The following is a 15180-nucleotide window of genomic DNA, read 5'->3' on the forward strand; positions in this document are numbered from 1 at the left end:
GTTTTACATATTTTTGATATTCCTAACTAGCTACGTCGGGCGGGCCCCGAAGCAACGTGCTTCGGGGCCCTCCTCATGTCCGTACACACCCACGTGCCCGACAGGCGAACGTCAGGACGTCTTGAGCGACGCCGCCATCTCCGCCAGCCGTTCCGTCGAGGCGGACCCGGTCACGACCGTGGTCGCGCCCTTTTCCTGACGCACGAGGGCGTCGTACTTCGGGCCCTCCCAGTGCTGCCAGGTCTCCCCCGCCACCTGCTGCGTGCGCCCGGTGTCCTTCGCCCTCTGGCTCACCTCGGTGACGTACTTCTCCGCAGGGGACGTGGACTGCTCCACCGCGACGTACTTGCCGTCCGGGTCGAGGAAGCCCAGGTGCCAGCTGTCGCCCGCCTCGCGGTCGTAACCGACCGAGGTGGGCTTCCAGTTCTGCGCCAGACCGCTCGGAGCCGCCACCGGGTACGGGGCCGCGCGCCGGGCGGTCAGGAGCTCGACCCGGTAGTCGACGGCCTTGACGGGATCGGCCTTGTCGTCGTGCGGGATGAAGATGTAGACGACCCCCGCCACGGCGGCGATCACCGCCAACGACAGGAACATGTCCCGCACTGTCTGCTTGCCTCGCTTGCTTGCCACGCGTCCATCGTCGCATCAGTCCCGACGGGCCCGGATCGCGGGACCGGGTCGAGAACCGCAACGACGTACGGGGGCCGAGGGCGGGACGCGATCCGGCCCAGGAAAGGGACCGGATCGAGCGGGTCCGCTCATTCGTGACCCGGTCTGCTCATTTTATCGACCTGACGATAGAGTCACATCACCCTCATCCGGTCGTCGTCGTACAGAAAGGTGCGCTCCGATGTCCGAGCATCATCTGCCGTCCCAGCTCGAGGTCTCCCCGGAGGCCCCCGACCGCAACCTCGCCCTGGAGCTCGTCCGGGTCACCGAGGCCGCCGCCATGGCCGCCGGGCGCTGGGTCGGCCGCGGGGACAAGATCGGCGCCGACGGCGCCGCCGTGAAGGCCATGCGGACCCTCGTCTCCACCGTGTCGATGAACGGCATCGTCGTCATCGGTGAGGGCGAGAAGGACGAAGCCCCCATGCTGTTCAACGGCGAGCGCGTCGGCGACGGCACCGGCCCCGAGGTCGACATCGCCGTCGACCCGATCGACGGCACCACCCTGAACGCCAAGGGCATGCCGAACGCCATCGCCGTCCTGGCCGCCGCGGACCGGGGCGCGATGTTCGACCCGTCCGCCGTCTTCTACATGGACAAGCTGGTCACCGGCCCCGAGGCCGCCGACTTCGTCGACATCAACGCCCCCGTTTCGGTGAACATCCGCCGGGTCGCCAAGGCCAAGAACTCCACGCCCGAGGACGTCACCGTCGTCATCCTGGACCGCCCCCGCCACGAGGGCATCGTCAAGGAGATCCGGGAGACCGGCGCCCGGATCAAGTTCATCTCCGACGGCGACGTCGCGGGCTCGATCATGGCCGCCCGCGAAGGCACCGGCGTCGACCTGCTCATGGGAATCGGCGGCACGCCGGAGGGCATCATCTCGGCCTGCGCCATAAAGTGCCTCGGCGGCGTCATCCAGGGCAAGCTCTGGCCGAAGGACGCCGCCGAACGGCAGCGCGCCCTGGACGCCGGACACGATCTGGACCGGGTGCTGTCCACGGACGACCTGGTCAGCGGGGACAACGTGTTCTTCGTGGCGACCGGCATCACGGACGGCGAGCTGATGCGCGGCGTCCGCTACCGCGCGGAGACGGCGACGACCGAGTCGATCGTCATGCGTTCCAAGTCGGGCACCATCCGGACGATCGACTCCACGCACCGGCTGTCGAAGCTGCGTGCCTACAGCGCGATCGACTTCGACCGCGCGAAGTGATGTAGGCACGTCCGTCCGCGCGAAGAGGCGCCCCCCATGTGCGGTGGGGGCGCCTCTTCGCGCAGGCGGGTAGGGTCCGGCCGGATGCGGGTGTGCCGTGGCCGTCAGCCGGCAGCGGCGATGTGGCCGGTGGCGCCGGACGCCTTGAGCTCCGCCTCGCGCCGCCTGCGGCGGGCGAGCGCCACGCGGCGTTCGGCAGCCGTGAGGCCGCCCCACACCCCGTACGGCTCCGGTTGCACGAGGGCGTGCTCACGGCATTCGATCATCACAGGACAGCGCGCGCAGACCCGCTTCGCGGACTCCTCGCGCGACAGTCGGGCAGCAGTCGGCTCCTTCGACGGGGCGAAGAACAGCCCGGCTTCATCCCGGCGGCACACCGCCTCCGAGTGCCAGGGGCCTGCCTGATCCTCCCGAGCGGGGGCCCGCTGGGAAGGGATGGCGGCGACCTGCAGGGGCTGATGCGGCAGTTGCAGCACGGTCCACTCCTGACGACGGCTTCGCGAGCAAGAGGCGATGCAGCACTCCCTACCCGCTGTGCGCGCGCCTATGCACTGAGTGGCACTCAGTTCCGGACGACGGAATTTCGGTCGAGCAGATATCCGCCCGGAATCCCAGCTCTGTGCACCAATGCGCCCCCAGGTACCACTGCGCGCCGCGCGCGTCACGCCGTACTCAGTGACCGAGATGTTTACGGAGCCGGTCCTGCAGATCCGCAATGAACTTGCCGCGCTTGGGCTTCGCCTCGACGCTGCCGAACACCGAATATCCGTTGACGGCGACCACAGGAGCCTCGGGATCCGCCGATTCCAGCGTCGCGACTTCGAAACTGCCGAAGACTCCCGTCCCGTTGCCGCGCAGCGAGATGTTCTCGGGGACCCTGATGTCCACGCTGCCGAAGATGGAGGTCGCGTTGATCACGGTGAGCCGCTGCCCGAAAAGAGCCTCGGTCAGATCGATTTCTACGCTGCCGAACAGCGAGAACGCGTTCGTGCGCCCGCCGACCCGCCAGCGCCCCTTGCGGGTGGCGCTGCTGAAGATCGCGACCAGGTTGTCGGCGGGGCCCGTCGGCACCTCGGAGGCGCGGTCGTACGAGGCGGCGGCCCTGGGCACACCACCCGGCGCCGGCAGGTCCCGGACCAGCGGCTCCAGTTCCCCGACGGTCTTGGCGCGGTAGACGGCATCGACCCGCTCGGCATGCTCGTCGGCGGTCAGCCGGCCCTCGGCCATCGCCTCCCGCAGGATGTCCGCGATCCGGTCGCGGTCCGCGTCGGAGGCGCGGATGACGTCGGGTTCCGCCCGCGCGGTGGGCTGCTGGGGGTGCTTTTCGAGGTCCACCGGCCCAGCGTACCCAAACGCGATAGATCGCGACTAGGGGGCGGCCGGGCGCGGCGCACACATATATCGCGATCCGGCGCGGGGCCGGAGCCGCAAAAACGGGCCGGCCCCACCCCGGCCGCGGAGCCGGGTGAGCCCTACCTCACAGACTCGCCGCCCCCACGGGGTCCTACCCTGGTGGGTGCGCTGCCCAAGGGAGGTCAGCCGCCGTCTGCCGAGTGAGGAATGGCCGTAATGCCAGAGTTTGCGTACTCCGATCTGCTCCCCCTGGGAGAGGACACCACGCCGTACCGCCTGGTCACCGCCGAGGGTGTGTCCACCTTCGAGGCCGACGGACGGACGTTCCTCAAGGTCGAGCCGGAGGCGCTGCGCACCCTGGCCGCCGAGGCCATGCACGACATCTCGCACTATCTGCGGCCTGCCCACCTGGCGCAGCTGCGGCGGATCGTCGACGACCCCGAGGCGTCGTCCAACGACAAGTTCGTCGCGCTCGACCTGCTGAAGAACGCGAACATCGCCGCTGCGGGTGTCCTGCCCATGTGCCAGGACACCGGCACCGCGATCGTCATGGGAAAGCGCGGACAGAACGTGCTGACGGCGGGCGGTGACGAGGAGGCCCTGTCGCACGGCATCTTCGACGCGTACACCAAGCTCAACCTGCGCTACTCGCAGATGGCCCCGCTGAACATGTGGGACGAGAAGAACACCGGCTCGAACCTCCCGGCGCAGATCGAGCTGTACGCGACCGACGGCGGTGCGTACAAGTTCCTCTTCATGGCCAAGGGCGGCGGCTCGGCCAACAAGTCGTTCCTCTTCCAGGAGACCAAGGCGGTCCTCAACGAGGCCTCCATGATGAAGTTCCTGGAGGAGAAGATCCGTTCGCTGGGTACGGCGGCCTGCCCGCCCTACCACCTGGCGATCGTCGTCGGCGGTACGTCGGCCGAGTTCGCGCTGAAGACCGCGAAGTACGCCTCCGCGCACTACCTGGACGAGCTGCCCGCCGAGGGCTCCCCGACCGGTCACGGATTCCGTGACAAGGAGCTGGAGGAGAAGGTCTTCGAGCTGACGCAGAAGATCGGCATCGGGGCGCAGTTCGGCGGCAAGTACTTCTGCCACGACGTGCGCGTGGTCCGTCTCCCCCGGCACGGCGCCTCGCTGCCCGTCGCCATCGCCGTGTCCTGCTCGGCCGACCGCCAGGCGACCGCGAAGATCACCGCCGAGGGCGTCTTCCTGGAGCAGCTGGAGAAGGACCCGGCGCGCTTCCTCCCCGACACGACGGACGAGCACCTCGACGAGGCGGGCGACGTCGTCGAGATCGACCTCAACCGTCCGATGGACGAGATCCTCGCCGAGCTGACGAAGTACCCGGTCAAGACCCGGCTCTCGCTGACCGGCCCGCTGGTCGTGGCGCGCGACATCGCGCACGCCAAGATCAAGGAGCGGCTGGACGCGGGCGAGGAGATGCCGCAGTACCTGAAGGACCACCCGGTCTACTACGCGGGACCGGCGAAGACGCCCGAGGGTTACGCCTCCGGTTCCTTCGGTCCGACGACGGCCGGCCGGATGGACAGCTACGTCGCGCAGTTCCAGGCGGCGGGCGGCTCCAAGGTGATGCTGGCGAAGGGCAACCGGTCCAGGCAGGTCACCGACGCCTGTGACGCGCACGGTGGGTTCTACCTCGGTTCGATCGGCGGCCCCGCGGCCCGCCTCGCACAGGACTGCATCAAGAAGGTCGAGGTCGTCGAGTACGAGGAGCTCGGCATGGAGGCGGTCTGGAAGATCGAGGTCGAGAACTTCCCGGCGTTCGTCGTCGTCGACGACAAGGGCAACGACTTCTTCACCGAGCCCGCCCCCGCCCCGACGTTCACCAGCATTCCGGTGCGCGGCCCCGGCCTCGCCTGACGGGCGGCCGCACCGACGAGGGGCGTCCCGGCCGCGGCCGGGGCGCCCCTTTGCCGTCCGGCGGGCCGGGTCGGCTACCGGCGGCCCGGGCTCCCCCGGCCGGCCCTTCGGTGAATCGGCCGACCGCCCCGACCGGGAACGGCGTCATCGATTCCCGACGAGCCGATTCCTTCTCCCTCGTACGGCACGTTCCTCAATGCGCTGCCGCCCGGCCCCTTTTCTCCACGGACGAGAGGCTCTCGCCAGGAAGTGTTCATGGCGTCCGGCCGGGATCCGGATGTGCCGCCGGGCCGGTTTTGCCGCCGGGCTCGCCACGGACGGCCCGCTCATCCGATTCACCGCGAATTGTTTCCCGCTCGGGGACGAATATCGCGGAGACCGTGGGCAGGGAACGGCATTCCCCGGCTGGACCGCCGGTCGATCACCCGGCGTTCGCTCGCAGGAGCGACCGGTATCACCCCGCCGGGCATCGTCGTCCCGCTCCCCGGGCCGCGAGTCCCCGTCCCGATCCGGGCAGGGAGTGTTCTCGCAGGGCTGCTCCGAGTCCGCCGACGACGTGACGGGCCGCGTGGCCGTTCCCCGTACGACGGAATTCAGCCAATCTCGCGAAGGACCGTCCGGCGGCGCTCTGCCTGCGCCCGCGTCCGGATCGCGCCCCGGCCCCGTGTCCCGCGCCCGATACGTCTCGCCCCGGACGTGCGGGCCGGGCCGTGCACCGCCGCCCGAGCCGGTTCCGCATCACCCGCCGGGCCTGCGGTGCCACCGCCGCTTTCGCGCAGGAGGCCGTGCGCGCGGCTTGCGGGCAACCGTGCCGATGCGGTGAGTTGTCCGCGTTGCCGGAGAACCGCGCTCCCGTTCCCCCGCTCCTGAACGCCCCGCCTCCCGGGCCGACGGCCACGACACCCCGCCGCCCGAACCCATACGCCCGACCCACCCTCACCGTCCCACCCGGAAAGGCGGACACCGCATGACGCCGGTCTCTCACCGCAGCCACGCCGACGACCTGCTCTCCTTCATCAGGGCCAGCCCCTCGCCGTACCACGCCGTGGCGAGCGCGGCCCAGCGCCTGGAGAAGGCCGGCTTCCGTGAGCTGCGGGGCACCGACGACTGGACCGGCACGACGGGCGGCAGCTTCGTCGTCCGCGGCGGAGCTTTGATCGCCTGGTACGCCCCCGAGGGCACGCCCTCGCACACACCGTTCCGCATCATCGGTACCCACACCGACTCACCGAACCTGCGCATCAAGCCGACCCCCGACACCGGCTCCGCCGGTTGGCGGCAGATCGCGGTGGAGATCTACGGCGGGGTGCCGCTCAACACCTGGCTCGACCGCGATCTGGGCATCTCGGGCCGGCTGGCCCTGCGCGGCCCGGGCGGCCGGGCCGAGTCCCGTCTCGTGCAGATCGACGAACCGCTGCTGCGCGTGCCCCAGCTCGCGATCCACCTGGACCGTTCCGTCAACGACGGCCTCTCGCTGGACCCGCAGCGGCACCTCTCCCCGGTCTGGTCGCTCGGCGCCGCCGAGGAGGGTGCGCTGCTGCGCAGGGTCGCGGCGGCGGCCGAGGCCGAGCCCGACGAGGTGCTCGGCTGGGACCTGATGCTCCACGACATCCAGCCCCCCGGATACCTGGGCCTGGAGCGGGAGTTCGTGGTCTCCGCCCGGCTGGACAACCTGGTGTCGGTGCACGCCGGCGTCACGGCGCTCGCCGGCGCGGCGACGGCTTCCGGGGAGCCCTCGTACATTCCCGTCCTGGCGGCCTTCGACCATGAGGAGGTCGGCAGCGGTTCGGACACGGGTGCGCAGAGTCCGCTGCTGGAGCACGTACTGAACCGTTCCGTGACCGCTCGCGGCGGGAGCCCGGAGGACTGGTCGCGCGCGCTGGCCGGCGCGTTCTGCATCTCGGCCGACATGGCGCACGCGGTCCACCCCAACTACGCGGAGCGTCACGACCCCGGCCACCGCCCCCTGCCCAACGGCGGCCCCACGGTCAAGGTCAACGTCAATCAGCGTTACGCCACCGACTCGACCGGGATCGCGGTGTTCGCGTCCGCCTGCGAGCGTGCGGGGGCTCCATGGCAGCCGTTCGTCTCCAACAACGCGATGCCGTGCGGCACCTCCATCGGACCGCTCACCGCGGCCCGGCTGGGTGTGCAGACCGTGGACGTGGGGGTGCCGGGTCTCTCGATGCACTCGGCACGCGAGCTGTGCGGGACGGACGACCCGGGACACCTGGCGGCGATCCTCGGCGCGTTCGTGACCTCGGACTGACCGCGGCAGGCCGCGCGTACGGGGCGGGGCGCGTGGCCCCGCCCCGTACCGGCACGTGCTACACGAAGCGCTGTTGCGCGCTTCCGTCGCAGGGCTGCAGCCTCAGCGGGTCATGGGCCCCCGCCAGGCTCGCGCACAGCCCGGTCGAGGCGGCCGGGCGCAGGGTGCCCGACTGCCGGACGAACTGCTGGTTCGCCGCGCCCGAGCAGTTGTAGAGGATGAGGGCGGCACCCGCCTTGTAGTCCGCCCCCGGTACGTCCAGGCAGCGGTCGTGGCTCAGCTCCGTACGGAGGTTCTTCGTGGCGGCGTCGTACCACCAGCCCTGGTTCCGCCCGCCGTGGCACTCCCAGCCCGTGACGCCGGTGTCATTGCGGGTGACCGACGCGGGGACGTCCAGGCAACTGCCCGTCGCCTCGCCGCGCAGGGGCTTGAAGGCGTCGTCCCAGGCCGCGGCCTGGAGGACCGGCTTCCCGGTGCTCGCCGGGTCGGCGCAGCTCGCCTCGCGCAGGCCCGAGTTGTAGATCTGGGTGAGGCAGGAGGCGAAGGCGCCGTGGCCGGCGGCGTTCGGGTGGAAGGACTGCCGGACGGAGTTGGAGTCCGGCGGGAAGTGCGAGAGGTCGATGAACAGGCCTCGGGCCCAGGTGGACTCGCTGCACACCTCGTGGCCGTGGAAGAGCCGGGAGTTGTCCAGGTAGACCGCTCCGGTGTCGGCGGCGGCCCTGCGCATACCGCGCTCGAAGGCGGGCACCGCGACGTTCCGGCCCCATGCCGCGTCGGAGTCGTATCCGGCGCAGCCACCGGGAAGCTTGCCGGGGAAGTTCGGGTTGTCGTAGAAGTCCGGGCCGATGGGGCTCGGGTAGCCCATGACGACGAGCTTGTAGTCGCCGTCGGCGTAACCGGCGCCGGTCATCACCGTCCGCAGGTCGCGCACGGTCTTCTCGACCTTGGGTACGAGTCCGTCGACGCGGGCCTGCCAGCCGCCGTCGTACTTCGGCCGGCACGTGCCCTGGAGGAGGATCCAGCGCTCGACGCAGTCCGTCATGACCGGGCCGAACTGGAGGTCGTCGTTGGCACCCGCGACCAGCACGATCATCTTGATGCGGGTGTTGCGCGCCTTGATGGCGAGGCTGTCGCTCTGCACGAGTTCGTCGGCGTACTGCTTCGACCCGCCGATGACGATGTTTCCGGTGTACGCGCCCGAGCACGAGACGTTGTACGTGACGTCGGCCGGGATCCCGGTGCGGTGGATGGCGGAGTCGGGCGAGCGGTGGCACCAGTTGTCGGGGCCGTTGGTGCCCGCCTCGTACGTACCGACGCCCTCGCCCGAGATCTCGCTGTCGCCGAGCGAGATGAGCCCGGTCTTGCGCTGGGCGAGCGGGCGCTCGGCCGGGTCGCCGTACAGCCGGGTGGCCTCGGCGGCGCGGAGGGCCTCCAGTTCGGGCGACAGCGGGGTGGCCGCGGCACCGGGCCGGGCAGCGGCCGCCGGGCCGGCGGCGACGGTCATTCCGCCCAGCGCGGCCGCCATGGCCGCGACGGCCGCGACCGTACATCGGAGTCGGTGTCCGGTACGTCTCATTGCGCCTCCCGAGGTTGTGGTTACCCCCGGTATTTACTGGTCGGTAGACAACTTGGGAATACATAGAACAAGACAAGTGCTCATCTTTTTCAGGAGGTTGAACGGTGATGAACGAAGGAAAGACCGCGGCGGCCGGCGAGGGACACCGCATCGAGCACGACTCGATGGGCGAGGTGCGGGTGCCCGCCGACGCGAAGTGGCGGGCCCAGACCCAGCGGGCCGTGGAGAACTTCCCGGTCTCCGGACAGCGTCTGGAGCGGGCCCACATCGAGGCCCTGGCCCGCGTCAAGGCCGCGGCGGCGAAGGTGAACGCCGAGCTGAAGGTGCTCGACCCCGAGATCGCCGACGCGATCCGGTCGGCCGCGGCGGAGGTCGCCGAGGGGCGCTGGGACGCGCACTTCCCGGTCGACGTCTTCCAGACGGGCTCCGGCACCTCGTCGAACATGAACACCAACGAGGTCCTGGCCACGCTCGCCACCGAGCGTCTCGGCCGCGAGGTCCACCCCAACGACCACGTCAACGCCTCGCAGTCCTCCAACGACGTCTTCCCGTCCTCCATCCACATCGCCGCGACCGGCGCGGTGACGGGGGACCTGATCCCGGCGCTGGACCACCTGGCAGCGGCGCTGGAGCGCAAGTCCGCCGAGTTCGCCGACGTGGTGAAGTCGGGACGTACGCATCTGATGGACGCCACCCCCGTCACCCTGGGCCAGGAGTTCGGTGGGTACGCGGCACAGATCCGCTACGGCATCGAGCGGCTGCGCGCCTCTCTCCCGCGCCTCGCCGAGCTGCCGCTCGGCGGCACGGCCGTCGGCACCGGCATCAACACCCCGCCCGGCTTCTCCGCCGCGGTCATCGCCGAGGTCGCCCGCGTCACGGGGCTGCCGCTCACCGAGGCCCGGGACCACTTCGAGGCGCAGGGCGCACGCGACGGTCTCGTCGAGACCTCCGGCCAGCTCCGCACCATCGCGGTCTCCCTCACCAAGATCTCCAACGATCTGCGCTGGATGGCGTCCGGCCCGCGCACCGGACTGGCGGAGATCAACCTCCCCGACCTCCAGCCGGGCTCCTCGATCATGCCGGGCAAGGTGAATCCGGTCATTCCCGAAGCCGTGCTGATGGTCGCCGCCCAGGTGACGGGGAACGACACCACGGTGGCCGTCGCCGGAGCGGCGGGCAACTTCGAGCTGAACGTGATGCTCCCGGTCATCGCGAAGAACCTGCTGGAGTCGGTCCGGCTGCTCGCCAACGTCTCCCGGCTGCTCGCGGACCGTACGGTCGACGGGATCACGGCGAATGCCGAGCGGGCCAGGGAGTACGCGGAGTCCTCGCCGTCCGTCGTCACCCCGCTGAACAAGTACATCGGCTACGAGGAGGCCGCGAAGGTCGCCAAGAAGTCCCTGGCCGAGCGGCGGACGATCCGCGAGGTGGTGCTGGATTCGGGCTACGTCGAGCGCGGCGACCTCACCGTGGAACAGCTCGACGAGGCGCTGGACGTGTTGCGTATGACCCGTCCGTGACGTGCATCGCTGCGCGAGGGGGGTGTGCTCACTAAGATCCGTCCATGACAGGTACCGGAGAGACCGAGCGCTGGGCGCCGGGTGATCAGATCCTGTGGCGTTACCGGGGGAACGGACCGCGGCGGCGCGGCCCCGGGCCCGGCCGGACCCCGAACGCCGTGCACATCTGCCGTCCCGTCACCGTGGTCCAGGACACCGACGAGCTCCTGGCCGTCTGGGTCGCGCCCGGCACCGAGTGCGTGAAGCCGGTACTGGCGAACGGCACCGAGGTGCACGCCGAGCCGCTCGCCACCCGGTACACGGCCCCGCGCACCACCGCCCGCTCGCCCTGGCTGGGCAACGGGGTGCTGAAGCTGGCCCGGCCCGGCGAACCGTGGTCCGTCTGGCTGTTCTGGGAGCAGGGCTGGCAGTTCCGCAGCTGGTACGTGAACCTGGAGGAACCGCGGACCCGCTGGGCCGGCGGCATCGACTCCGAGGACCACTTCCTCGACATCTCGGTCTACCCGGACCACAGCTGGCTCTGGCGCGACGAGGACGAATTCGCCCAGGCCCAGCGGGTCGGCCTGATGACTCCGGACGCCGCCCGGCAGGTGCGTGCGGCGGGGCGGGCGGCCGTCGGGGTGATCCGCGCGTGGGGGGCGCCGTTCCGGGACGGCTGGGAGGACTGGCGGCCCGACCCGCACTGGCAGGTGCCCGCTCTGCCGGCCGACTGGGACCGGCTGCCGGATGACTGGGACCGTACCCCCTCCCCCATGCCGTCGTGAGACCCTTGATGCACCCCAGGGCGGCAAACGTAGGATCGCCCCGAGGAGATCAGTTCCGCCCCAACCGACGGGCGCGGCACACGACCTGACCGCAAGTCATCGAGTCATCGCTCACATCGCACACTTCGTGAACGCATCAGTCGTATGAGTCGTATCAGTCGCACGAGTTGACCGCATCGCATGAGCCACGACGAGGGGGTGGAGACGTGCTCGCTGTCCGCCGCCCCGGCGCCGGAAACGTTGTCACGGACACCCCGTGCGGACATCCGGTTTCGGCCCCGTGTTCCGGGGCACGAGATGTCAGCCGTTGTGATTGCCGCTCATGCCGGGGCACAGTAGCGCTCCACGAGGTGATTGCCTCATACAACCGGCCCGGACGGACGGAACCCCACGCGTGACGGAGCATCCCACCTCCCACGAAGGCCGGCAGCCTCTCGCGGCCCGGTCGCAGGAACGCACCCGGCCGCGGCAGCGCGACGCGGCGTCCGCGCCCGCCACCGCGGCGATCCCGGCCCCGGCCAAGGGCCCGAACGCGGCCGTGACCGGCCCGGGCCCCGACCCGCAGGCAGCATCCCGTCGTGAGGGCGACCGGCTGCGCTTCGTGGGGGCCGCGACCCGGCGGATCGCCCGCGGGATAGACCTGGACGAGATCGTCCTGGGGCTGTGCCGGGCCAGCGTGCCGACGTTCTCCGACGCCATACTCGTCTACCTGCGCGACCCGCTGCCGGTCGGCGACGAACGGCCCGTCAACCCGTTCGTGCTGCGGCTGCGCCGCTCCGACCGGTTGCGGCTGAGCGACGGGGACACCGAGAACCTGTCGGAGACCGAGCGGCTGCGGCTGCCCACCCTCGACCCGCAGGCCGATCTGACGCCCGCCTCCGAACTGTGCGAGGTCCTGGCAGGCGGCGCCCTGGCCGAGGTGCTGCGCGGGGTGCGGCCGGTGTTCGGCGACTCCGCCGCGGCCCGGGTCGCGCTCCCCGAACTGCTCGGCGCGGACCGCACGGTGCCGTCCGGCCACCGGGCCATCCTCGCCCCGCTGCGCGGCCGGCGCCGGGTGATCGGCGCGGCGGTGTTCCTGCGCGGCACCGAGCGCCCGCCCTTCGAGGCCAACGACCTGCTGGTCGCGGCCCAGCTGGCGACGCACACCGCGCTCGGCATCGACAAGGCCGTGCTGTACGGCCGCGAGGCGTACATCGCCGACGAGCTCCAGCGCACCATGCTGCCCGACTCGCTCCCCCAGCCCACCGGGGTCCGACTCGCCTCCCGCTACCTCCCCGCCGCCGAGACGGCCCGGGTAGGCGGCGACTGGTACGACGCGATCCCGCTGCCCGGCAGCCGGGTCGCCCTGGTCGTCGGCGACGTCATGGGCCACTCCATGACCTCCGCGGCGATCATGGGCCAGCTGCGGACCACGGCACAGACCCTGGCCGGGCTCGACCTGCCCCCGCAGGAGGTGCTGCACCACCTCGACGAGCAGGCCCAGCGGCTCGGCAGCGACCGCATGGCGACCTGCCTCTACGCGGTGTACGACCCGGTCGCGCACCGCATCACCATCGCCAACGCGGGCCACCCGCCGCCCGTCCTGCTGCACCTCGGCGGCCGGGCCGAGGTGCTGAAGGTGCCGCCCGGCGCCCCGATCGGCGTCGGCGGAGTGGACTTCGAGGCCGTAGAGCTGGACGCACCGGCGGGCGCCACCCTGCTCCTCTACACCGACGGGCTGGTCGAGTCCCGGCTGCGGGACGTCTGGACGGGCATCGAGCAGCTGCGTGAGCGGCTCGCCGCCACGGCCCGGCTGACCGGCCCCGACCACTCGCCGCCGCTGGAGGCCCTCTGCGACGACGTGCTGGACATGCTCGGCCCGGGCGACCGGGACGACGACATCGCGCTGCTCGCCGCCCGCTTCGACGGGATCGCGCCGAGCGACGTGGCGTACTGGTTCCTGGAACCGGAGGACTCCGCCCCCGGCCGGGCCCGCAGGCTGGCCCGCCGCGCCCTCAGCCGGTGGGGGCTCGACGACATCGCGGACTCGGTGGAGCTCCTGGTCAGCGAGGTGGTGACCAACGCCGTGCGGTATGCGGAGCGGCCGGTGACCCTGCGGCTGCTGCGGACCGACATCCTGCGCTGCGAGGTCGGCGACGACGCCCCGCAGCTGCCCCGGCAGCGCCGGGCGCGGGACATGGACGAGGGCGGCCGCGGTCTGTTCCTGGTGAACCGGCTGGCCCGGCGGTGGGGCGCGACGCGTCTGTCGACCGGCAAGGTGGTCTGGTTCGAGATGCCCACCCGGGGGCAGTGATCCGGGCCTCCAGGTCCTGCTCACCGAGGGTGTCCCCAAATGTTGCCGACCTCCACCCGGCGGAGTTGACTTCAGTCGTGTACGACGCGACCTGACCGAAACCCCACCGACGGGAGGACGTCGTGTCCGAGGAATCCAGGACCAGGAACGCCCCCTGCACCACGAACAACGCCGGGATCCCGGTGGAGAGCGACGAACACTCGCTCACCATCGGTTCCGACGGACCGATCTTGCTCCAGGACCACTACCTCATCGAGAAGATGGCCCAGTTCAACCGTGAACGGGTCCCCGAGCGGGTGGTCCACGCCAAGGGCTCAGGTGCCTACGGCGTCTTTCAGGTGACCAACGACGTCAGTCAGTTCACCAAGGCCGACCTCTTCCAGCCGGGCAAGCAGACCGCCATGCTCGCCCGCTTCTCCACGGTCGCCGGTGAACAGGGCTCCCCCGACACCTGGCGCGACCCCCGTGGCTTCGCGCTGAAGTTCTACACCGAGCACGGCAACTACGACATGGTCGGCAACAACACGCCGGTCTTCTTCGTGCGGGACCCGATGAAGTTCCAGGACTTCATCCGCTCGCAGAAGCGCAGGCCCGACAGCGGGGTGCGCGACCACGACATGCAGTGGGACTTCTGGACCCTGTCCCCCGAGTCCGCGCACCAGGTGACGTGGCTCATGGGCGACCGGGGCATCCCGAAGACGTACCGCAACATGGACGGGTTCAGTTCGCACACCTATATGTGGGTCAACGCGGGCGGCGAGCGGTTCTGGGTGAAGTACCACTTCAGGACCGACCAGGGCATCGAGTTCTACACCCAGGACGAGGCCGACGCGATGGCCGGGACGGACGGTGACGTCCACCGCCGCGACCTGTTCGAGTCGATCGGGCGCGGTGACCACCCGAGCTGGACGCTCCTCGTCCAGATCATGCCGTTCGACGACGCACCGGACTACCGGTTCAACCCGTTCGACCTGACGAAGGTGTGGCCGCACGGCGACTACCCGCTGACCGAGGTCGGCCGGATGACGCTGAACGAGAACCCCGAGGACTTCTTCGTCCATATCGAGCAGGCGTCCTTCGAGCCGTCGAACCTGGTGCCCGGCATCGGCCCGTCGCCCGACAAGATGCTGCTGGGCCGGCTCTTCTCGTACCCGGACACCCACCGGTACCGGATCGGCCCGAACTATGCGCAGCTCCCGCCGAACCGGCCGCGCTTCTCGCGCAACTCCTACTCCAAGGACGGCCCGATGCGCTACGAGCCGTCGCGCACGGGCGCCGTCTACGCCCCCAACTCGTACGGCGGCCCGGCGGCGGACACCGCGCGCTTCGGCGAACCGGCCGGCTGGGCCACGGCGGGCGAGATGGTGCACCAGGCGTACACGCTGCGCCGGGACGACGACGACTGGGGCCAGGCGGGCACGCTGGTGCGCACGGTCCTCGACGACGCGGCGCGCGAGCGGCTGGTGTCGAACATTTCCGGCCATCTCCTGGACGGCGTGAGCCGCCCCGTCCTGGACCGGGCGCTGCAGTACTGGCGCAACGTGGACAAGGACCTCGGTGACCGGGTGGCCAAGAAGGTCGACGGCGGCTGATCACCGGCCTGCGGAACGCGGGAACGGGCGGTGCGCGAGGGATGTCC

11 protein-coding genes are annotated in these 15180 nt (G+C 70.7%); 7 read left to right on the forward strand and 4 right to left on the reverse strand.

Going from position 1 to position 15180, the window contains the following annotated elements:
• Positions 1-111 precede the first annotated feature (111 nt).
• On the reverse strand, positions 112-630 hold the full coding sequence (locus ABZ434_RS35080) for a DUF4245 domain-containing protein (RefSeq protein ID WP_359145815.1): 519 nt from the start codon (positions 628-630) through the stop codon (positions 112-114).
• 220 nt (positions 631-850) lie between these two features.
• On the opposite strand from ABZ434_RS35080, the gene glpX reads away from it, so the two are divergent.
• Positions 851-1882: a class II fructose-bisphosphatase gene (gene glpX / locus ABZ434_RS35085; protein WP_359145818.1), complete on the forward strand. Its 1032-nt coding sequence runs from the start codon at positions 851-853 to the stop codon at positions 1880-1882.
• Between the two features lie 104 nt (positions 1883-1986).
• Here glpX and ABZ434_RS35090 read toward each other — a convergent pair whose 3' ends face one another.
• Together ABZ434_RS35090 and ABZ434_RS35095 are read right to left on the reverse strand one after the other, a co-directional pair.
• A complete protein-coding gene (locus ABZ434_RS35090; protein WP_359145821.1) occupies positions 1987-2358 on the reverse strand; it encodes a WhiB family transcriptional regulator in 372 nt (123 codons plus the stop codon).
• A 196-nt stretch (positions 2359-2554) separates the two neighbouring features.
• A complete protein-coding gene (locus tag ABZ434_RS35095; protein ID WP_359145824.1) occupies positions 2555-3217 on the reverse strand; it encodes a DUF1707 domain-containing protein in 663 nt (220 codons plus the stop codon).
• 234 nt (positions 3218-3451) lie between these two features.
• Here ABZ434_RS35095 and ABZ434_RS35100 point away from each other — a divergent pair, with 234 nt between their 5' ends.
• Together ABZ434_RS35100 and ABZ434_RS35105 are read left to right on the forward strand one after the other, a co-directional pair.
• On the forward strand, positions 3452-5119 hold the full coding sequence (locus ABZ434_RS35100; RefSeq protein WP_359145827.1) for a fumarate hydratase: 1668 nt from the start codon (positions 3452-3454) through the stop codon (positions 5117-5119).
• Between the two features lie 967 nt (positions 5120-6086).
• A complete protein-coding gene (locus ABZ434_RS35105) occupies positions 6087-7388 on the forward strand; it encodes a M18 family aminopeptidase (RefSeq protein ID WP_359145830.1) in 1302 nt (433 codons plus the stop codon).
• A 58-nt stretch (positions 7389-7446) separates the two neighbouring features.
• On the opposite strand, the gene ABZ434_RS35110 is transcribed toward ABZ434_RS35105, so the two are convergent.
• Complete coding sequence (locus ABZ434_RS35110; RefSeq protein WP_359145833.1) at positions 7447-8964, reverse strand: ricin-type beta-trefoil lectin domain protein; 1518 nt, start codon at positions 8962-8964, stop codon at positions 7447-7449.
• A 107-nt stretch (positions 8965-9071) separates the two neighbouring features.
• On the opposite strand from ABZ434_RS35110, the gene ABZ434_RS35115 reads away from it, so the two are divergent.
• The 4 genes from ABZ434_RS35115 (at position 9072) to ABZ434_RS35130 (ending at position 15133) form a co-directional block, all read left to right on the forward strand.
• A complete protein-coding gene (locus tag ABZ434_RS35115) occupies positions 9072-10484 on the forward strand; it encodes a class II fumarate hydratase (RefSeq protein ID WP_359145836.1) in 1413 nt (470 codons plus the stop codon).
• A gap of 44 nt (positions 10485-10528) precedes the next feature.
• Complete coding sequence (locus ABZ434_RS35120) at positions 10529-11248, forward strand: DUF402 domain-containing protein (protein ID WP_359145839.1); 720 nt, start codon at positions 10529-10531, stop codon at positions 11246-11248.
• A 394-nt stretch (positions 11249-11642) separates the two neighbouring features.
• On the forward strand, positions 11643-13541 hold the full coding sequence (locus ABZ434_RS35125) for a SpoIIE family protein phosphatase (protein ID WP_359145842.1): 1899 nt from the start codon (positions 11643-11645) through the stop codon (positions 13539-13541).
• 122 nt (positions 13542-13663) lie between these two features.
• Positions 13664-15133, forward strand: a complete 1470-nt coding sequence (locus tag ABZ434_RS35130; RefSeq protein ID WP_359145845.1) for a catalase — start codon at positions 13664-13666, stop codon at positions 15131-15133.
• Positions 15134-15180 lie beyond the last annotated feature (47 nt).

It is taken from the genome of Streptomyces sp. NPDC005761, assembly GCF_040630635.1.
Taxonomy (GTDB): Bacteria; Actinomycetota; Actinomycetes; order Streptomycetales; family Streptomycetaceae; genus Streptomyces.

Coding starts and splice junctions, on each gene's coding strand:
- glpX (WP_359145818.1), top strand. CDS start 851: ATGTCCGAGCATCATCTGCCGTCCCAGCTCGAGGTCTCCCCGGAGGCC.
- ABZ434_RS35100 (WP_359145827.1), top strand. CDS start 3,452: ATGCCAGAGTTTGCGTACTCCGATCTGCTCCCCCTGGGAGAGGACACC.
- ABZ434_RS35105 (WP_359145830.1), top strand. CDS start 6,087: ATGACGCCGGTCTCTCACCGCAGCCACGCCGACGACCTGCTCTCCTTC.
- ABZ434_RS35110 (WP_359145833.1), bottom strand. CDS start 8,964: ATGAGACGTACCGGACACCGACTCCGATGTACGGTCGCGGCCGTCGCG.
- ABZ434_RS35115 (WP_359145836.1), top strand. CDS start 9,072: ATGAACGAAGGAAAGACCGCGGCGGCCGGCGAGGGACACCGCATCGAG.
- ABZ434_RS35120 (WP_359145839.1), top strand. CDS start 10,529: ATGACAGGTACCGGAGAGACCGAGCGCTGGGCGCCGGGTGATCAGATC.